The organism is Moritella sp. 24 (assembly GCF_018219155.1).
In the GTDB taxonomy this organism is placed as follows: Bacteria; Pseudomonadota; Gammaproteobacteria; order Enterobacterales; family Moritellaceae; genus Moritella.
Window position 1 is genome coordinate 3,232,489 of the sequence record NZ_CP056123.1, and the last position, 21,260, is coordinate 3,253,748.

Genomic DNA, 21,260 nt, shown 5'->3' on the forward strand with positions numbered 1-21,260 from the left:
GTATAAACATAAATAAACCACTCACTTAGGGTTAAAAATGGCTGAATTAAGTTGACATAACTTAGTGAAATTTTATACTGCAGTCTCTTAGGGCAGGGTTAAGTAATAGCAGCAATGATAAGTCTAAAATGGAATGAAGACATGTGCGTAGGTATCGATGAAATCGATGCTGACCATAAAAAAATCCTCTCTATTATTGCATCTATTATCGACGCTATTGAGACGAACAGTAACACTGAAACAATTGATAAACACTTTACTGATTTACTTATTCATACAACCGCCCACTTCAAACATGAAGAAGCATTAATGCAAACAATGAACTTCATCGACTTCATTGAGCATCGAAAAGACCATTGTGCATTTCTCAATAAAATACCTGAATTACAAAAACAAATCGTCGACTCAAGCAATGTCGAAAATGCTGAAGAAGTCTGTCAGTTTTTATATGACTGGGTAATTGAGCATATTCTCATTTCAGACATGGACTACGTACACGCTTTTCATAACGAAACTCGCCGTTCAACATCATTAAAAACACTCTTCTATCGCTCATCAGAATGGCTCAGTCACCGCGTTAATATTTCGACTCGTGTGCTTATTACTTCTGTGTTACCCATTATTGGCGTTCTCATTCTAAGCTTTGTCGCCATTAAAGATAACTACCAGCAATACAAGAATATGCAGCTATTAGAGAACCTAACTCAAATCGTGATACAGGTTAGCTCGCTCACACACAGTTTACAGATTGAACGTGGACTGCTGTCTAGTTATATAAGTTCTGACTTCACCCGCTTCTCTAAAGCGCTAATAACAAGACAATATAAAAGTACCAATGAAATACACGTATTTTCAACACTGTTAAACTCTCGGGTAGCCTTGTTAAAAGAACCCACACTAGTCGACTTTATTCAATCGACACAAGTTGATATCGCAGAACTGATCGAATTCAGAAAAAACGTACTCGACCCATCACTCACAAACGAGCAAATGTTAACGGGTTATAATGACATTATTGGCAAGTTATTATCACGCGTTAATCACTTATCACAGATTAAAATGAATGCTCGGTTTGCTAACCATATTACCGCAATTAACGCAATTTCTGGATTAAAGGAGATCCTCGGACAGCAACGTGAAATAGGCACACTGCTGATCGACGAAAAGATTTCAACACACGATATAATACACAACGAACGTTACAACCAACTTTATACGCAACTGGGCATGCAACTTAATGCCATCTTCATTTTCAATTATTCCGCAACTGAAGAACAGAAACAAATTTGTGGCGACTTATGCAACACCATTCAACATAAAGCTTTTATTAACAAAACAATATCTGACTTTATGCTACAGCCACTAACGCAGAAAAGTAGTCAATTTTGGTTTGTTCAACTGTCTCAGCGCATTGATGATATTAAGATTGTTACCGACAAACTGGTACGCGAACTCGAAGTTAAAACGAAATTAAGACTAAGCAAATTAGAACAACGATTTTATTTCGTGTTAATGCTAATCACCACGATTGTCATCTTTAATATTTTACTGTTCACCGTCTTATTTCACAGCGTCATTACGCCAATCCGTCGTATCACAAACGCCTTACAAAAAGTGACGTTAGGTCATTATAATCAGCAAATGGATGACTGCTATTCAAATGATGAAATTGGCGATATGTATGACGCATATGAAACCCTGCGCAGAAAGCTATTACAGGCAGACATGGCGAAAAGTCTTATTAAGCGTCAGCAACAATCCTTATTAGATCGCCGTAAAGAACGAGATAAATACCGCGAACTGGCTTCACGCGATACCTTAACAGGGGCATTAAACAGACGTAAATTCAATCATATTCTGAAACAAGAAATTGGGTTTGCTAAACAGGACAAGCAAAAACTCTCGTTAATGCTGCTTGATATTGATCACTTTAAAACAATTAACGATAACTATGGCCATGCAGGTGGCGACCAAGTGTTACGTGATTTTTACGAGGCTTGCTTTAATAGTGTTAAATCGTCTGACATCGTCGCACGTATCGGTGGCGAAGAGTTTGCTATCTTAATGCCAGAAACAACGAAACAACAAGCACAGTGTATAGCAGAACGACTACGCCTTAATATCAGTGAACTAACAGTCCTTTATGGCCAAGCGCATATTCACTTAACAGTCAGTATTGGCCTTGCAGAATGGCATGAGTTCGACTCATTTAATAATGATGAGTTTATTGCCTATACAGATAAGTTACTCTACAAAGCTAAAAATAACGGTCGTAATTGCGTGGTGCTAGATCACAATAAAGAATGATGATATCGCTCAGGTGAAATAAGTGAAGTTAACAAAGTCTGAACTTATATTTTGGAATAGGAAGTTGGTTTCAAATGGTAGATTTTAAATGGGCACTCCAAATATGGCTTAGAGTAACCCACTCATTATGCCCAATACAGTACTAATCCCGTCGCTTATAACTGTCTATCGCGATTAATACCAAGGCCAGCATAATCGCGCCATAGATTGGCCACTGGATTAGATCAATGCGCTCACCAAGTAATAGACCAACACAAAAAACCAATGTTGGTTCTAAATAGGTCAATAAACCAAACAAGCTAAGTGGAAGCATCTGTGAGGCGTATAAAAATAATAACATGGGAAGCGTACCTGCAATCCCGAGCCCTAGGTAATAAGCCCAAGATAAGGCTTCGATTTGTAGCCAATCATCAAAGGGCTGTAAATAAAACATACCAAACAGTGCGATTGGTAGTAAAAAAATGTTGTCTAAAGTAAATACCAAATCGCTCGCCATTGGATAACGTCGGCGATTCATAAAGTACAACGGATAACCTAAAGCAACCACAAACACAATCCAAGAGATGCCATCGGCAATGACATAGGCATAAACAACGCCACAAGCAGCGATGATACATGCGAGTAACTGTACGCGGGTTAATTTCTCACCATACACAAAATAACCAACGGCAACCAACGTCAAAGGCAACGCAAAATAGCCTAATGCCACAGAGAGTATTTCTCCCTGTAGAGGCGCCCAGATAAAAATCCAAAACTGTGGCGCAATTAAACAGGCAGAAAGTAAAAACCGAGGCCATAGCCGCCATTGTTTTAATTGTTCCCACAACATTGAAATTCGGCCTACTATGATTAAGCCTAATAGCATAATGACGGCACTCCACAACACTCTTTGTCCAGCTAACCAATGACCAGCACCAGAGGCAACAGCAGTCTCTGGCCAGGCTGGTTGAAACTGTACATACATGGGTAGCAATGCAAATAAACAAGACGCTATTATTGAAGCCATTACTCCCTTTTGATGTGCGGAAAAATGAAAAGTTTTACTATTAAGTTTAGAAAAAATCATAAGCTATCAAATTAAAGGACTTAGAGAATGAAAGTAAGTGCTAGATGATATCATGACCACGACACATAGCGGGTAAAGACCTTCTATTACCCTCACAAAAAAGCGGATATAACCTAAGGCTATATCCGCTTTTTATTAGTCACACTTACTCACTACATAACCATTATAAAATAATGGCGACTGTAATTACTCAGCGTCTTGTTTCTTTTCTTTTTTAACAACAGCAATGCTTAGCTCTTCAAGAGAAGCTGGGTTTGCTTCGCTTGGTGCTGATGTTAATAAACATGCAGCAGTTGTTGTTTTAGGGAATGCGATAACGTCACGGATGTTATCAGTACCTGTTAGCAACATCGCTAGACGATCTAGACCAAATGCTAAACCAGCATGTGGTGGCGTACCGTATTTAAGTGCTTCAAGTAAGAAACCAAACTTATCTTGTTGCTCTTGCGCTTCGATACCTAAGATTTCGAATACTGCTTTTTGCATATCACCTTTGTGAATACGCACAGAACCACCACCAACTTCATAGCCATTGATAACCATGTCGTAAGCATCAGAGATTGCGTTAGCAGGGTTAGCTAGAAGCTCTTCTGCGTTAACATCCATAGGTGCTGTGAATGGGTGGTGAACCGCGTGTAGGTTACCTTCTTCATCTTCTTCAAACATTGGGAAGTCAACAACCCAAAGTGGTTTCCACTCGTTTGTAGTCAATTCTAAATCAGTACCTACTTTAAGACGTAGTGCACCAAGTGCTTCAGTTACAACTTTGTTTGTATCTGCGCCGAAGAAGATAATGTCGCCATCTTTCGCGTTAGTACGCTCAAGTAATGCAGTGATAACGTCAGCCGTTAAGAACTTAGCTACTGGTGATTGAACACCTTCAGCGCCAGCTGCAACGTCTTTCACTTTCATCCATGCCATGCCTTTCGCGCCATAGATGCCAACAAATTTAGTGTACTCGTCAATTTGCTTACGAGACAGTTTAGCACCGCCAGTAACACATAATACTGCAACACGACCTTTCGGGTTGTTAGCTGGTTCTGCGAATACTTTGAATTCAACATCTTTTAGAATGTCTGCAACATCAACAAGCTCTAATGGGTTACGTAGATCAGGTTTATCTGAACCAAAACGACGCATTGCATCAGCATAAGTCATGCTTGGGAACGCTGGCAATTCAACGTCTAAGATTTCTTTCCACATGCTTGTGATTAAACGTTCAGTCACTTCACGCACTTGTGGTGCAGTCATGAATGATGTTTCGATATCGATTTGAGTAAATTCAGGCTGACGGTCAGCACGTAAATCTTCATCACGGAAACATTTAACGATTTGGTAATAACGATCAAAACCAGACATCATCAACAGTTGCTTAAATAACTGTGGTGATTGTGGAAGCGCGAAGAATTCACCTTTATGTGTACGGCTTGGTACTAGGTAGTCACGTGCGCCTTCTGGCGTTGCTTTTGTTAGTACTGGTGTTTCGATATCAAGGAAACCGTGGTCATCCATGAAACGACGTACAAAGTTACTTGCTTTAGCACGTGTCTTAAGACGGTTGCTCATTTCTGGGCGACGTAAGTCTAGGAAACGGTGCTTAAGACGTTGCTCTTCCGTGTTTGTTTGGTTGAAATCAAGCGGTAGTACGTCAGCTTTATTGATAACTTCAAGTTCTAGACCTAAAACCTCAATACCACCAGTCGCCATATCTTTATTCACTTGACGTTCGTCACGAGCGCGTACTTTACCTGTGATTTTTACACAGAATTCGTTACGTAATTGGCTAGCGCGTTCAAATACAGCTTCTACATCTGGATCATAAACAACTTGCACAATACCTTCACGGTCACGTAAATCGATAAAAATAACACCGCCTAAATCACGACGACGATTAACCCAACCACACAACTCAACCTGTTGGCCGATATGTGCTTCATTTACCTGTCCGCAATACACTGTACGCATCTGTATAATCCTACTAAATCGATGAATCGGATAACTAGACTTAGCTACCCTCAAAAAATTACCTTTATTGTAATTGAAATTAGCGATGCAACCAATAGTTATAGATAAACAACTTCAAGTTATCCCTAAACAACACCAAAACCCGCTTCTTAAATACAGTTCCAATTGCGTCTTGCTGGTTAAATAACCGTTATTTTATTAACAAAAAAAACATTATTACCGATGAAAAAACCAACATGATAAAGAAACAATCAAATTATTCACCCTATATGCGGTTTAGCTAGAGACAAAGCGGGTCATTTTAACTAAAATACGCCGCCTTATTTCGCTAATTTTTATTGCAGGTTATAACAATGCCACAACGCGATCAGATTTTCTCAGCCCCATTAGATCAAATCGGTGATTTCACCTTTGACGAACGTGTTGCAGAAGTCTTTCCAGATATGATCAAACGTTCCGTACCTGGTTACTCTAATATCATTTCTGCGATAGGCATGATGACCGCGCGTTATACCCAAGATGACACTCAGCTTTACGATCTAGGTTGCTCACTTGGCGCAGCAACAATTGCAATGCGCCGTAACGTACAAGCAAAAAACTGTAATATCGTGGCAATTGATAATTCCGAAGCAATGGTAGAGCGTTGTGAACGTCATTTATCCGCTTATAAAAGTGAAACCCCAGTACAAGTATTGTGTGACGATATCTGCGCTGTCGATATTACCAATGCATCAATCGTGGTATTAAATTTTACGTTACAATTTATTCCACCAGCAGAACGCCAAGCACTATTAACCAAAATTTATGATGGTTTAGTACCCGGTGGTATCTTGATCCTGTCAGAGAAATTCTGCTTTGGTGACGAAAATGTCAATGATTTACTGATTAATTTGCACGAAGATTTTAAACGTGCAAACGGCTACAGTGAATTAGAAATTAGTCAAAAACGCAGCGCAATTGAAGATGTAATGCGTCCAGATAGTATTGAAACACACCTAAACCGTTTCAAAGAGATTGGCTTTAGTAGCGCAAACTCTTGGTTCCAGTGTTTTAACTTTGGTTCTATGATTGCGATCAAATAAGATGGTCGGTTATCGCAGTAAACAAGCAGCATCAGTAGCACCACAAATCGAATTAATTTAAAGCAGTAGCATTAATTTAAAGTAGTAGCATTAATTTAAAGTAATAATAGGTTACCCATGATCGACTTTTCAAATTTTTACCAGATAATTGCGAAAAACAAATTACACCATTGGCTTTACACGCTACCAGCACAAATGCACGAATGGGAACGCGAACACAAACATGGTTTCTTGCCGCGCTGGGAAAAGGTATTAAAAAAACTACCAAAGGTCGAAACCAAGCACATCAACATCACTGACAAATTTGAAGTTGGTGCGCCGGGTGAGTTAAGTGAAAGCGATTTACGTAAAACCGAAAGCCTATTACAAAAGTTCCACCCATGGCGTAAAGGCCCATTCAATATTCACGGCATTCACATTGATACAGAATGGCGCAGTGATTGGAAATGGGAACGTCTACGTGAATTCATCTCACCACTAAAATACCGTTATGTATTAGATGTAGGTTGCGGCAGTGGCTATCACATGTGGCGTATGCTGGGTGATGATGCTGAATTTGTAGTGGGTATTGACCCAAGTCAATTATTCTTAGTGCAGTTTGAAGCGATCCGTCATTTTGCTAACAATGACCAACGCGTGCATTTATTACCCCTTGGTATTCAAGAATTACCAAAATTACGTGCATTCGACACCGTTTTCTCTATGGGAGTCCTGTACCATCGTAAATCGCCAATTGACCATATCGAACAGCTTAAAAACCAGCTACGTGATGGCGGTGAGTTAGTATTAGAAACATTAGTGATTGATGGTGATGAACAAGCAGTATTAGTACCCGGCGATCGTTATGCGCAAATGCGTAATGTCTGGTTCTTACCAAGCTGTGCGGCATTAAAATTGTGGGTTGAAAAACTCGGTTTTGAAAATGTACGTATCGTTGATGTATCAGATACCAGCATTGAAGAACAACGTGCAACAGAATGGATGCGCAACGAATCACTGGTTGATTTCCTTGATCCAAACGATCACAGTAAAACAGTGGAAGGTTACCCTGCACCAAAACGTGCGGTGTTAATTGCGACGAAACCTTACGCTGAACCGTTAGACGAATAATGCGATATCTAAGCACCGGAAACGGTGCTTAGATAAAAATAAAAGAAAACTGGTCAGGTAAATTTCCGGTGATTAAAATTAAAAGTTAGAGCTAAAGAAATGGATACTTTGAAACTGTCACAACGATTGATTACCAGTATTATACTAAGCGCCCTACTTTCAGGCTGCGCCAGTATTGATCAATTTATCAATCAAGGTGATACATCTGCGCAAGCACTGCAATTACAAATTGAACAGCAAAATCAACAAATGACCTTATTAGTTGAGCAGCAAGACATGATATTAGCTGAACTGAAAAAACAACCAGCATTATTTTCACAGCAAAAACAAAATATCACTCACCTAAATAACAAGCTCGAAAGTTATGTTCAATTACGCCAAGATGTCATCAATAACACCCAGCGCATTGCAGATTGCCAAGCAGATAAGCAAGTCGAATTAGCAGCCAAACACCTCACCTCGATACAGTCAACAGACGCAACGGCACCCATTGATAAATTAGTCATTGGCTCTGAAGAACTCGTATTGCTTAATGATCTCAAAGAAAAATATAAAGCGCGTATTGATACAGGTGCGACGACATCATCACTTAATGCAACAAACATTGTTGAATTTGAACGCGACGGTAAAAAATGGGTTCGTTTTAACTTCAGTCAAGCCGTCAATAATGAAGCGCAAATTATCGAAGCTAAGATCGCTCGTACTATTTTAATCCGTCAAGCAAACAACAGTGAAGCAACACGTCGCCCTATCATTGAATTACCAGTGCAACTTGGTGACATAAAAACGCTGACAGAGTTTACATTGGCCGATCGTAGCCACATGACATTTCCAGTATTACTGGGACGTACATTCTTAAAAGATATTGTCATGGTCGATGTTGCTCGTACTTATATGCTAACTGAATCGGCAATACAGTAATGCAAAACACGTAGTAATATCTAAATTAAAATAGAATGCGTATCAACACGTTAAATACGCATTCTATTACTGCCCTACCTAGCTTCACCCTCTACAATATTCTAGAAACAGTATAATTTTCCTATACTTCCCCCCTGACACGATAAAAGAAAGCATCGCCAGAAATTGCTATTTACAACTAACTGACGTATAAACAGTTGATATATAAGCGTTGTAAAAGGCTAAGTTATGGCTCTAAATAAGCCATACTTTCGTTTACTATAATCATTACGTTAAGAAGCACTCTGGTTTAATCTCATTTTTAATGATGAATCGATTGATTTTAAATATAAATCCACAATTTCTTTAAATAAATATATTATTTGTATAGATAGGATTGAACTTTTATCCAACTTTAGTGAACTAACCCTCTTTTTTCATCAGCCAATAGGGCCACATACCTAATGAAAAATACAGCTACATCTCGTACCGTCAAAACATCAAAAATAGCGATTGCTAGTGTGCTAAGTCTTGTATTTTTAAATGGCTGTGCCATGACACAAAATAAAGCGAATACTGCGATTGTGACACAGCAGCAAGCACAAATAGAAACCATCTTGCAACAGCAGCAGCAAATACTAACGACATTACAATCACAACCAGACAAGTTCAGCGAGCAAGATAAAGCGATTGAAAAATTAACCGAACAACTTGATGAACTCTCAGCGGATAGCAAAATTAAAAAGGTAACGCCTATCGTGGTACCCGTAGAAAGCAAAGCCGACAGTGATTACAAAAACAAGGTCATCCTTGGTCAAGAAGAGTGGGTATGGATAGATGAATTTCAAACCAACTTTAAATCACGTGTTGATACTGGCGCGACAACATCCTCACTAAATGCAACCGACATCGTCAAATTTGAACGAGATGGTCGAGACTGGGTTAAATTCAATTTATCTCACAAAGACGACGATACTACATTCCCAATGGAAGCACCTGTCGTACGTACCATTAAAATACGTCAGACTAATGCTGTTGAAGCACTACGACGCTATGTGGTGAGCTTACCCATCGAACTAGGTGACATTAAAACTGAAACCGAGTTTACCCTCGCAGACAGAAGCCGTATGATCTTCCCTATCCTCTTAGGACGTACATTCTTAAAGGACATTGCAATCGTCGATGTTGCACAAGAATATACACAGCCAAAGAAAAAGCCGACTTCTAATAAAAAACAACCAACTTCCGCTAAAAAAGGGGCTAACTAATCATGCCATCTAAGATCCCATTTCGCATTTTTGTTGCGTTACTATTTCTCCTTGGCGTAGGCAGTATTGCACAACGTCACTACAGTGGTGAGATCCCTTGGTTTCCTGGTGAAACATATTCAACTTGGATGATTGAAGCGAAAGTAGAATTTACAGCTCAAGGGGATGCCGTTAATGCCTCTTTTGCCACGCCTGCAACGCAATCTAACTTTACAGTCTTAAGTCAGACCGCAGCGTCACCTGGTTACGGGTTATCTTTTGTCGATAATCGCGCACAATGGACAATTCGCAATGCCGAAGGCAAGCAAGATTTATACTATAAAGTAAATGTACTGACTAATGACATTCCACTTGATGTGATCAACGAGCAAGACGTACCAATTAATAAAACAACGTGGTTGCCGCCTTATGATATCGCTGCAGAGCAACTTGTTAACAGCGCAATGGAAAAAAGTGCAGATGCCTTTTCATATAGCCGAGAATTACTCAAATTACTGTCGGGTGATGATTTAGGCCAAAACGCGAAACTAATGCTGCAAGAAAACAGTAAATCAGCCTTATTTGTTGCCTTGCTAAATGACGCAAACATTCCCGCATTACTGGTTAAAGGTCTATACCTTGAAGATGGTCGTCGTCAGCAACAGCTACAGCCATTTGTACTAGTTTTTGGCGAAGATGACTCTCGTTTAATTGATGTAAAGTTAGGTAAAACAGCAGACCAAAGCAACCTATTGCTTTGGGAGCAAAATGGCGAACCGACTCTCGATCTTATTGGTGGTGTAAACTCTCGTGTTAGTTTCTCTATCATTCAGCAGACTCAACCAGTCATGCAGGTACTAAAAGAAAAAGCAGATAGTACTAACTTGTCTAACTTTAGTATCTATAGCCTGCCACTTGAAGAGCAAGCGTTATTCAAAGGTATCCTACTGATCCCATTGGGTGTCATGATTGTTGTTTTAATGCGAATTCTGGTTGGGCTACGTACTTCCGGTACCTTCATGCCAGTATTAATTGCAATGGCATTTGTACAAACTAGCTTAGCAACAGGTCTCATTGGCTTTACACTCATTGTCGGTGTTGGTCTTGTGATCCGCTCATACCTTTCTCGACTGAACTTATTATTAGTATCGCGAATATCCGTGGTGATCATTACGGTTATCGCCATCATTTGTTTGTTCTCCGTGCTGTCTTACAAAATTGGTCTGACTGAAGGACTTAAAATTACCTTCTTCCCAATGATCATTTTATCTTGGACTATCGAGCGTATGTCTATCCTATGGGAAGAAGAAGGCCCGAAAGAAGTATTTGTACAAGGTGGTGGCAGTCTATTTGTTGCAGTCCTTGTTTACCTCACCATTAGTAATGAATTATTACGCTATTGGGCATTTAACTTCCTTGGTCTACAGCTGATCATTATGGCCGTTATATTAATGTTAGGTACCTATACAGGCTATCGTCTACTTGAACTACGCCGCTTTAAAGACATGCAAGGTGAGTAAACATGACATTTTCATTTTTTAAAGAACTCGCGAGACCGAGTAAGTTAAAAAAACAAGGTATCTTGGGGATGAACCAGCGTAATAATATGTACATATCACGCTACAATCCCCGAAAACTTTTCCCTTTAGTTGATAATAAACTAAAGACGAAACAAATCGCTGAAGATGCAAATGTGAGTACACCAGAACTCATTGGTGTTGTTGATAATCAACATGCCGTGAAATCAGTGAATAAGCTCATTACCGGCTTAAATGGTTTTGTGATCAAACCAGCGAAAGGCTCTGGTGGTAAAGGTATTTTAGTGATCACCAAGGTCGAAAACGGTCGCTATTACAAACCCAGCGGTAGTGAATGTTCTCTTGATGACATTGAACGCCATTGCTCCAACATCTTAGCAGGGCTATTTTCACTCGGTGGTGGCATCGATGTTGCCGTTGTTGAAGCTCTGATTGTGTTTGATGACAGTTTTGAAGGTTATAGCTTTGAAGGTGTGCCAGATGTACGTGTTATCGTATTTAAAGGCATTCCTATGATGGCGATGATGCGATTATCAACCTCGATGTCTGACGGCAAAGCTAATTTGCACCAAGGTGCCGTCGGTGTAGGTATCAATATCACTACAGGTGAAGCCCTTAACGCCGTGCAATATGATGCAATGGTGACGCATCATCCAGACACACAAAAAGAGCTCGCACTACTAAAAGTACCACACTGGGAAGAAGTGATTCGCTTAGCGGCGCAGTGCTATGACATTTCAGGCTTAGGATATTTAGGTGCGGATGTAGTACTAGACCGAGATCATGGCCCGATGTTACTTGAGTTAAATGCACGACCAGGTCTGGCGATTCAAATAGCCAACGGAATGGGCTTACTGCCTCGATTACAACAAATTGAAGCGGCGAATACCGAAAACATGGATCTAGACCAACGACTTGCTTATTGTAAACAGCACTTCGGCTAGTTTTGACTGCTTACCCGACGTATAAATAGTCTTGTATATATAAAATAAGGGCATAGAGTAACTAACTCTATGCCCTTATTTATGATAACTATTTAAGCCACTTCAAACGAACAAGTGACGTCAATTAATTATGCTAATAAATGACGTAAATTCATTTCAAAAATCATTTTTTCAGCAGTACACGTAAACGACAAGGTGACTTGGTAAGAAAACTCGCTTTGTGCTGAAAAATTAATTGTTACTTCTTCATCAAATTGCTCATCAACATACGCTTCAAGTTCGCGTAACTTTTCGTCTGCAGCTGCTTGAGAATCAAATGTAATAGGAAAAGATAGTTCAGTATCATCGGGCTGAATTATGCTGCCAATTTCAGCAAATGAACCACAGCAATCTTTAATATCAGCATCGTTATTATTAGACATAATTATTCTACCTATTGATTTAAATGTTCGATTAATTAAAGCAACACTACCACTAAAGAGTACATTTTAAAAATAAAAAACCACTTACACAGACGTATAAGTGGTTTTAATACTAGAATAACAATACTTTTCAGCGAATATGAATACCTATTCGCGAATAGAATTAAATTGTAATTGGCGCTGCAGCAGGTGCTTTGCTCATTGCTTTTAATTCTTGATCCATAATGAATAGACCGTGACCATTATCAACACCAACACGGCGGATTTGGCTCACGATGCCATTAAATAATGCTTCTTCTTCTGTTTGCTCTTCCATTAATGTATTTAGGTGAGCAACAGATTGGAAATCTTTCAGTTCGTGCGCTAAACCAAGGATTTCAGAAATAGATTCAGTAATCATTACTTCGTGATCAAGTGCTTTATTAAACACGTCTAATAGATCAGAAAACTCAGACTCTGCCGCTGGAATAGTTTCCATTAATGGCTGGATGCCACGGTCAATCATATAGCGGAATAATAGTTGTGCATGCTGTTGCTCTTCTGCTGCATGCGTATAAAAGAAATCACCTGCGCCAATAAAATCAGAAGCATAGCAAAAAGATGCCATGCTGCGATAAAGGTGAGATGCTGTGAACTCTTTTGTCATTTGTTGGTTAAGCGCAGTCGCCATAACCTTAGATAATTTTGGCATAGTGTAAAATCCTTTAATAAAAACTATTTAGTGAATGCTACCTTAATGGTTCTGGAATTTACAATAACTTTGTTCAATTAGCTACTATATTCCAATATTCATAGCGTTATAATTCATTAATTTGAAAATTGAGAATAAGCGATACTGAAATAAAATTACACAATACATCTATTTTTAATATATATGACCAAGTTAACACTAATATGAAAATATAATACGTAATATTCCTACAATTGACACAGATCAATTTTTAATCCGTAAGATTGCCTATACTTCAAATCAAAGGTATTCACTAAGAGGTAACCCTTAGTAAATAATTTTTTAGATTTCAAATTAGTTTTAAGGATATATTATGACTGTTAAGAATATTGAAACACTCAACGCAATGGTTGCAAAGGTTAAAGCGGCACAACAAGAGTTTGCTACATTTAACCAAGAACAAGTTGATAAAATTTTCCGCGCTGCTGCACTTGCGGCATCAACATCACGTATCTCTTTAGCACAAATGGCTGTTGAAGAATCAGGTATGGGTGTACTAGAAGATAAAGTAACTAAAAACCACTTCGCATCAGAATATATCTACAACAAATATAAAGACACACTGACTTGCGGCATCATTGAAGAAGATAACGAGTTTGGTACCATCACGATTGCAGAACCAACAGGTATCATCTGTGGTATCGTTCCAACGACTAACCCAACATCAACCGCTATCTTTAAAGCGTTAATCTCGCTTAAAACTCGTAACGGTATTATCTTTTCTCCACACCCTCGTGCTAAGAATGCAACAAACACAGCAGCTAAAATTGTATTAGATGCAGCGATTGCAGCAGGTGCACCAAAACACATCGTAGGTTGGATTGATGAGCCATCAGTTGAACTATCAAATGCATTAATGCACCACGACGACATCAACCTTATCCTTGCGACTGGTGGTCCAGGTATGGTTAAAGCGGCTTACTCATCAGGTAAACCTGCAATTGGTGTTGGCGCTGGTAATACACCGATTGTAATTGACGAAACTGCCGACGTTAAACGCGCAGTATCTTCAATCTTAATGTCTAAAACATTCGATAACGGCGTTGTATGTGCGTCAGAACAAGCAGTTATTGTTGTTGACGAAGTATATGATGCAGTAAAAGCGCGTTTCATTACACACGGTGGCTACATCTTATCGAAAAAAGAAGCAGATAAAGTGCGTGAAATAGTATTAATCAATGGCAACATGAACCCTGCTATTGTGGGTCAGTCTGCGATTACAATTGCTGAAATGGCTGGCGTTAAAGTACCACCATTCACAAAAGTACTTATCGGTGAAGGTCCTGAAGTACACGTTGACGACGCATTCGCTCACGAAAAACTATCACCAACATTAGGTATGTTCCGCGCTCGTGATTACAACCACGCTGTAGAACAAGCAATCACGATGGTTGAGCTTGGCGGTATCGGTCATACATCTGGTATCTACACAGACCAAGATGCAAACGAAGATCGCATTAAAGATTTCGGCGATAAAATGAAAACCGCACGAATCCTGATTAACCAACCAAGTTCACAAGGTGGTATCGGTGATTTATATAACTTCGGTCTAGCACCATCACTAACGCTAGGTTGTGGTTCTTGGGGTGGTAACTCTATCTCTGAAAACGTAGGTCCTAAACACCTTATTAACAAAAAGACTGTTGCTAAGCGAGCTGAAAATATGTTGTGGCATAAACTTCCAGAATCAATTTACTTCCGCCGTGGTTCATTACCAATTGCAATGGACGACCTAGTAGGTAAAAAACGTGCATGTATCGTGACTGATAAATTCTTATTCAACAACGGTTATGTTGATGAGTTAGTATCAATCCTAAAAAGCAAAGGCATCGACACAGAAGTATTTTACGATGTAGAGGCAGATCCAACGCTAGCAGTCGTGAAGAAAGGTGTTGAAGTGATGAATAGCTTCCAACCTGACGTTATCATTGCCTTCGGTGGTGGTTCACCAATGGATGCAGCGAAGATCATGTGGGTAATGTACGAACATCCAGATGCGCACTTCGAAGACCTTGCAATGCGCTTTATGGACATTCGTAAACGTATTTACAAATTCCCTAAAATGGGTATCAAAGCAAAATTAGTGGCGATAACAACAACATCAGGTACCGGTTCTGAAGTAACACCATTTGCAGTTGTAACAGATGAAGTAACGGGTCAAAAATACCCTATCGCTGATTACGAACTAACACCAAACATGGCTGTTGTAGATGCAAACTTGGTAATGAACATGCCTAAATCACTGACTGCATTCGGTGGTTATGATGCAGTAACACATGCACTAGAAGCGTATGTTTCAATTCTACAAAACGAATACTCTGATGGCCAAGCATTACAAGCGCTGAAACTATTAAAAGAGTACTTACCAAGTTCATACAAAAACGGCGCGAAAGACCCAATCGCACGTGAAAAAGTACACAATGGTTCAACCATTGCCGGTATCGCCTTTGCCAATGCTTTCTTGGGGGTGTGTCACTCAATGGCACACAAAATCGGTGCTGAATTCCATATTCCACACGGTTTAGCAAACGCATTGCTTATCACCAACGTGATTCGTTATAACGCAACAGATATGCCAACGAAACAAGCGGCATTCTCACAATACGACCGTCCGAAAGCACGTGCTCGTTACGCTGAAGTTGCAGAGCACTTAGGTTTCCGTGAAGGTAAAACAGCAGACAAAATCGAAGCGTTATTAAACTGGTTAGACGAACTTAAAACTGATTTAGATATTCCTAAATCAATTCAAGCGGCTGGTGTAAATGAAGCAGATTTCCTTGCTAAAATTGACCAACTTGCAATCGAAGCGTTTGATGACCAATGTACAGGTGCTAACCCACGTTACCCATTAATCAGCGAGTTAAAAGCACTATTACTGGCTTCTTATTACGGTAATGATTATCAAGAAAGCTATGTACTAGAACAAAATAAAGAAAAAAAGGTAGCTGAAAAATCAGTTGCTAAGTAAATAATAACAGTCCAGTTAGCCTTTATGGTTAGCTGGGCTTTTAACCAACATAATCCACGTAAAAACGTTTAAAAATACAACAGACATATTTAAATTAATATCCTCTCGTTACAAGTATCTCCACGTCAAAATCACCCATAAATAGTTAGCCAAAAACCTTATTTTTATCGTAATCTGCTTTACCATACCATTTATTATGCTAATCAATGTTGAACGCATTTATTTTATACTTTGCTAACCTTAGCGAATAACACAAACCATTTCTAAAGTTTGATCTACATCGAGTCCTTATATTTAATTTTGATAAGAATAAATATATTCCCTATAATTATTTAAAACGCATTTCCAATGCCATATTAACGATGAGCTTGTTAAATCAAAAAGTAATACAAGGAAGAGGCATAGCAAACGTGTTATTAGCAATCAAAGACTTACAAGTAGGTCATTACATTAATCTTCCTATTGGTTGGACGTCTCATCCCTTCATCTTAAATTCGTTTGTGATTAAAGATGAAAAACAGCTACTCATGCTGCAACATCTTGGTTTAGACACTATTTCAGTAGATCCGTCTCGTAGCAAAATATCACAACCGAGTGTTGTGCCTAGCGTGATTGAAGAAAAAGTAATACATGCACAATCGCCATCAACACCGTCGATAACGAATGATATAGCGATGGCTGAAGCGGTCGCGGCCCACATAGCAAAAGAGAATGAAGCTGTAGAGCAAGCAGTATTGAAACAAACTGAAGAACAAAACCAATTATTACAGCAGCAAGCTTGGTGGAAACAGATACGTACAGCGCGATCAACATACCAAAATAAAATTGCGATACTGAAAGATATTTATAGCAAACTCAACTTACAGCCGTTAAAAGCAATATCACTGCTAGAATCACTTTCTGGTGAGCTCACTATCGCGTCTGAACAAACGTCACATTACAACCTTGCATTATGTAACGAAGAATTATCCAGTGACACGCTTTACCAAAACGCCATGAATATCACCGTTTTAAGTACTCGATTAGCTCAACAGCTGTCTTTTAGTTCGAAAGATGTGGCGATTGTGGCGCAGACCGCATTATTAAGTCAATTTGGTATGCTCTGGGTACCAGCTTCGATTCGTAATAAGAAGTCAGAGTTAACTAAGCCAGAAGTCAATTATCTCAAACAACACCCCGCTTATGCATCACAAAAATTGCAAAGTATCGAGCCTCTTTCCGATGTGATTATTAATAGTATCTTACAGATCAACGAAAAGTTTGATGGCAGTGGTTATCCACGAGGAATAAAACAAGACAAGATCTCGAAATATGCGCAATTAATTGCGATTACAACCCGCTATAATGAGATGTGTAATTCCAACCTGCTTCAACAGCGCTACTCCCCTCACCTTGTTATCGGTCTATTATTTAAGCTGGCTGATAAGCACTACAACAAAGCCTATCTTGAACAGTTTATTAAAATGATGGGAATATATCCGGTAGGCACTATTGTTAAGTATCAAGCACAACAAGCACAAGTTCAGATGGGGATTACTGATAGTTTGAAACAACCACTCATTGTTGATTTTGATATGCTTGAGCCAATCAAAAAACGACCACTTTTACGCCATTGTATTGATGATCAAATAACAATAATAAAAGGTGTAAGCTGCAATGATATTGCTCCAGAACAAATAGAAAAATTCAGCTTAATACAACGTAATAATTTATATTTTCCAACGAGTGATTAATTTATTCCGAATACAGCGTTTCAGCCTAGATAACGGCTGACGCTAATTCATTATATTGCTACACTTATACGTCAAATAAAGAATGATAAAAGAACTCAATATATTATGTCAAAACGTAACACTCAACAACGTCGCCATACCATCATAAAGTTACTTGAAGAGCAAGGTAAACTCAGCGTTGACGAACTAGCACAACGTTTTGAAACTTCAGAGGTTACCATCCGAAAAGACCTCACTGCGTTAGAACAAAATGGTTTATTACTACGCCGTTATGGTGGTGCAGTACCGATTCCAAAAGAGCTGTTACCAGAGGTTGAAACGGACCAAGTTTCTCAGTGTAAAATTGAAATCGCCATTGCTGCGGCACAGCGTATTCGAGATCACAATCGAATTATTATCGACAGTGGCACAACGACTGCGAGTTTAATTGAACAGCTTGCAGATAAGAAAGGCCTGATCACGATGACAAATTCGCTGCAAGTAGCCAATGCACTGAATGGTTTAGAGAATGAACCGACGCTATTAATGACAGGGGGTACATGGGACCCACATTCAGAATCATTTCAAGGTCAAATTGCTGAGCAAGTACTTCGCTCTTACGACTTTGATCAGTTGTTTATCGGGGCCGACGGCATTGATTTAGAGCGCGGAACCACCACATTCAATGAATTAATCGGCCTTAGCCGTGTCATGGCAGAAGTATCACGCGAAGTAGTTGTCATGGTCGAGTCTGACAAGATCAGCCGCAAGATGCCAAATTTAGAATTAGCATGGGATAACATTAGCACCTTAATTACCGATGCCGACATTACCGAAGAACAGCGCAGTGCCATTGAAGCAAAAAATATCGACATAATCATCGCGCCAAGATTACCTTAACGACAAATAACGCCTTAGTTATAAACAATGCGAATGAGGTAACCAGTCTTGTACACGCTGGTTATCTTTACACCACCACCCATATACTTCTTTATAGATACGCATCTAAACAACTATGTATTTTAAGATAATCTTATCCCCCCCCCTTTTTGAGTAAATAGGTAAGTTACGGCATTGAAATAACTGTCAACTTCACGCAATGTACGCCCTTCATCATAAAAAACCATACGGTTTTATTTCATTTAATAAATAATTCAGGGTAACAAGGCAGTTTATAACCATGAGTAATTCCCTCTTCAAACACATCAAACTCAGTACAATCGGATTATTTTTCACTTGTGGTTTCGTCCTCTCCGCACTTGTCTTTATTACTTCAAGTATTGTTATCAATAACAATGTCACTTTAGTAGCTTCTGTATGGAGTGAATATAAAACGGATAAGTCTGAAAAAGTCAGAATCGATAGTGCCCTACGCTCGGCACTGGGCTATGGTGGTGCGATTCATGAGTTTAAAAATTACTTATTACGTCAAGAACCTTGGCGAATCGAACGTGTGCAAGCAAAACTAGGTGCGGTTAATTCAGCCATCATACAGTTTAATACTCTTGGGCCAACCAATTCTCAGGCCATCGCATTAAATGACATTAAAAATATGGTGGACGCATATAGCGCAGCACTCACACAGGCTGAGCTGTTATTTAAACAAGGCGTGCCACTGACTGAAGTGGATAAAAACGTGGCGATTGATGATTCGCTCGCAATGCGCGGTCTACAAATTTTAAACCTAGAACTACAGCAAGAGTTACAACTCGTTGACGGCAATAACGACACACTCCATATCAGCAAAGCGAATCTTGCGGTAAAACTACGTTCAGCACTTGGTTATGGTGGGTTTATTCATAACTTTAAAAATGCAGTATTACGTGGCAATGAAAGATACCTCAGCAAAGCAGTTAGCTGTTTAGCCAAAGCAGATGAAATCATCACCTTATATCGTAACAAAAGTCTGACTAGCGCAGAGAAGCTCGCACTCGAAGATATCGATCGAACACTGAATAATTATAAACAAGAAGTTGCCACTATACGTCAACTACTCAGTCAAGATAAAACAGCCCATGAAATTGATAAACAAGTAAAAATTGATGATAAATCGGCATTACGAGGGTTATCTGTATTAGACAGAGAAATCGTAATTCAAATAGAACAAAATGCAGAGAACATGAGTGACACACTCTCTTTTGTTAGCCAACTCATTAACTGGCTATCATGGTTTACAATTATCTTTACTACTGGTTTTATCATTACTGCTATTTTACTGATGCGTAATCGTTTAATGCTCCCAATTAAAGGGCTTATTACATCGATGAAAAAGTTAGCGGAAGGTAATTTTAACATCGAGGTTTTCGCCACCGACCGTGATAATGAAATTGGTGAAATGGCGCGTTCATTAGAAATTTTTCGCGCTAACGCATTAAAACATCGAGATTCCGAAGCACAGGTAAAAGCCGTTATCAATACGGCTGTACATGCCATTGTTACCACGAATGACCGTGGTGTTATTCTGGCATTTAATCCTGCTGCATTAGCTATTTTTGATTACGAGCTGGATGATATTCTAGGTAGAAACATCAAGCTACTACTACCAAAAGCAAATAAAACCTTTACCGAAAGTGAACAAGGTAAGGTCTATGAAGAAGAAGCATTACGCGCTAACGGCATTCATTTTCCAATTGAAATGTCGATTAACGAAATGACCGTTGGTGACAAGCTAATGTACACCACTGTTATTCATGATATTACCGCGCGTAAAGCAGCAGAGGCCGAGATCCGCAAGTTAGCCATGACAGATCCGCTCACTGGTGTTGCTAACCGTAATCAATTTGAATTACGGATAGAAGAAGCGCTCGATGTAGCAAAAATAAATAATAAATCAGTGGGTCTGATGCTGATTGATTTAAACAAGTTCAAACCTGTTAATGATACCTATGGGCACCAGGTAGGTGATATTTTACTGCAACAGGTCGCCGCTAGAATGGTTGATGCTAGCCGTCAAACAGATACGGTAGCGCGTTTAGGTGGAGATGAGTTTGCGATTATTCTTAATCACCTTGATACACCAGAATGTATTGAGGTGCCGATTAGTAGACTTGTCAGCGAACTGTCTAAACCTTATTTCGTGAATGATATGATGCTAGATGTAACTGCAAGTATGGGCGTGAGTATGTATCCACAAGATGATACCAGTGTTGATGAATTATTGCGTAAAGCAGATTTAGCGATGTATAAGAATAAGAATATAGATCTAACTTCATCGCCTATTTCCGCTAACGGCTAACGGCTCAGAGCAACACAACAACGCTCACTTACAA

Annotated in this window: 15 protein-coding genes; 11 read left to right on the forward strand and 4 right to left on the reverse strand. The window is 39.3% G+C overall.

Translation table 11 applies throughout. The features are described from left to right. Nucleotides 1-114 precede the first annotated feature (114 nt). The gene (locus tag HWV00_RS14400; protein WP_211682344.1) at nucleotides 115-2,307 is read left to right on the forward strand and encodes a bacteriohemerythrin; all 2,193 of its coding nucleotides are present in this window, start codon (nucleotides 115-117) and stop codon (nucleotides 2,305-2,307) included. 142 nt (nucleotides 2,308-2,449) lie between these two features. Here HWV00_RS14400 and rarD read toward each other — a convergent pair whose 3' ends face one another. Next, the gene (gene rarD / locus HWV00_RS14405) at nucleotides 2,450-3,313 is read right to left on the reverse strand and encodes an EamA family transporter RarD (protein ID WP_255554580.1); all 864 of its coding nucleotides are present in this window, start codon (nucleotides 3,311-3,313) and stop codon (nucleotides 2,450-2,452) included. Between the two features lie 246 nt (nucleotides 3,314-3,559). Next, a complete protein-coding gene (gene aspS / locus HWV00_RS14410) occupies nucleotides 3,560-5,338 on the reverse strand; it encodes an aspartate--tRNA ligase (RefSeq protein ID WP_211682347.1) in 1,779 nt (592 codons plus the stop codon). Between the two features lie 353 nt (nucleotides 5,339-5,691). Between aspS and cmoA the strand changes: the two genes are divergently transcribed. From cmoA to HWV00_RS14440, 6 genes are all read left to right on the forward strand, one after another. Next, the gene (cmoA, locus tag HWV00_RS14415) at nucleotides 5,692-6,420 is read left to right on the forward strand and encodes a carboxy-S-adenosyl-L-methionine synthase CmoA (RefSeq protein ID WP_211682349.1); all 729 of its coding nucleotides are present in this window, start codon (nucleotides 5,692-5,694) and stop codon (nucleotides 6,418-6,420) included. Between the two features lie 117 nt (nucleotides 6,421-6,537). Further along, nucleotides 6,538-7,530 (forward strand): tRNA 5-methoxyuridine(34)/uridine 5-oxyacetic acid(34) synthase CmoB, encoded by a 993-nt coding sequence (gene cmoB / locus HWV00_RS14420; RefSeq protein ID WP_211682351.1) that lies wholly within the window; start codon nucleotides 6,538-6,540, stop codon nucleotides 7,528-7,530. A gap of 99 nt (nucleotides 7,531-7,629) precedes the next feature. After that, a complete protein-coding gene (locus HWV00_RS14425) occupies nucleotides 7,630-8,451 on the forward strand; it encodes an ATP-dependent zinc protease (RefSeq protein ID WP_211682353.1) in 822 nt (273 codons plus the stop codon). 443 nt (nucleotides 8,452-8,894) lie between these two features. Next, nucleotides 8,895-9,698, forward strand: a complete 804-nt coding sequence (locus tag HWV00_RS14430) for an ATP-dependent zinc protease (RefSeq protein WP_211682355.1) — start codon at nucleotides 8,895-8,897, stop codon at nucleotides 9,696-9,698. A gap of 2 nt (nucleotides 9,699-9,700) precedes the next feature. After that, nucleotides 9,701-11,197, forward strand: a complete 1,497-nt coding sequence (locus HWV00_RS14435; RefSeq protein ID WP_211682357.1) for an inactive transglutaminase family protein — start codon at nucleotides 9,701-9,703, stop codon at nucleotides 11,195-11,197. Nucleotides 11,198-11,199: 2 nt separating this feature from the next. Then, complete coding sequence (locus tag HWV00_RS14440) at nucleotides 11,200-12,159, forward strand: alpha-L-glutamate ligase-like protein (RefSeq protein WP_211682359.1); 960 nt, start codon at nucleotides 11,200-11,202, stop codon at nucleotides 12,157-12,159. A 128-nt stretch (nucleotides 12,160-12,287) separates the two neighbouring features. On the opposite strand, the gene HWV00_RS14445 is transcribed toward HWV00_RS14440, so the two are convergent. Together HWV00_RS14445 and HWV00_RS14450 are read right to left on the reverse strand one after the other, a co-directional pair. Beyond that, on the reverse strand, nucleotides 12,288-12,581 hold the full coding sequence (locus HWV00_RS14445; RefSeq protein WP_211682361.1) for a DUF406 family protein: 294 nt from the start codon (nucleotides 12,579-12,581) through the stop codon (nucleotides 12,288-12,290). A gap of 163 nt (nucleotides 12,582-12,744) precedes the next feature. Beyond that, nucleotides 12,745-13,272, reverse strand: a complete 528-nt coding sequence (locus HWV00_RS14450; protein WP_211682363.1) for a ferritin — start codon at nucleotides 13,270-13,272, stop codon at nucleotides 12,745-12,747. 352 nt (nucleotides 13,273-13,624) lie between these two features. Here HWV00_RS14450 and adhE point away from each other — a divergent pair, with 352 nt between their 5' ends. The 4 genes from adhE to HWV00_RS14470 all read left to right on the forward strand — a co-directional run bounded on the left by adhE (nucleotide 13,625) and on the right by HWV00_RS14470 (nucleotide 21,226). Beyond that, nucleotides 13,625-16,279, forward strand: coding sequence for a bifunctional acetaldehyde-CoA/alcohol dehydrogenase (adhE, locus tag HWV00_RS14455; RefSeq protein WP_211682365.1), 2,655 nt, complete (start codon nucleotides 13,625-13,627; stop codon nucleotides 16,277-16,279). A gap of 410 nt (nucleotides 16,280-16,689) precedes the next feature. Next, nucleotides 16,690-18,012 carry an HD-GYP domain-containing protein gene (locus HWV00_RS14460; RefSeq protein WP_255554581.1) on the forward strand — a complete coding sequence of 441 codons (1,323 nt, stop codon included), beginning with the start codon at nucleotides 16,690-16,692 and terminating at the stop codon, nucleotides 18,010-18,012. Nucleotides 18,013-18,117: 105 nt separating this feature from the next. Further along, nucleotides 18,118-18,891, forward strand: coding sequence for a DeoR/GlpR family DNA-binding transcription regulator (locus tag HWV00_RS14465; RefSeq protein WP_211682367.1), 774 nt, complete (start codon nucleotides 18,118-18,120; stop codon nucleotides 18,889-18,891). A 280-nt stretch (nucleotides 18,892-19,171) separates the two neighbouring features. Continuing rightward, nucleotides 19,172-21,226, forward strand: coding sequence for a sensor domain-containing diguanylate cyclase (locus tag HWV00_RS14470; protein ID WP_211682369.1), 2,055 nt, complete (start codon nucleotides 19,172-19,174; stop codon nucleotides 21,224-21,226). Nucleotides 21,227-21,260 lie beyond the last annotated feature (34 nt).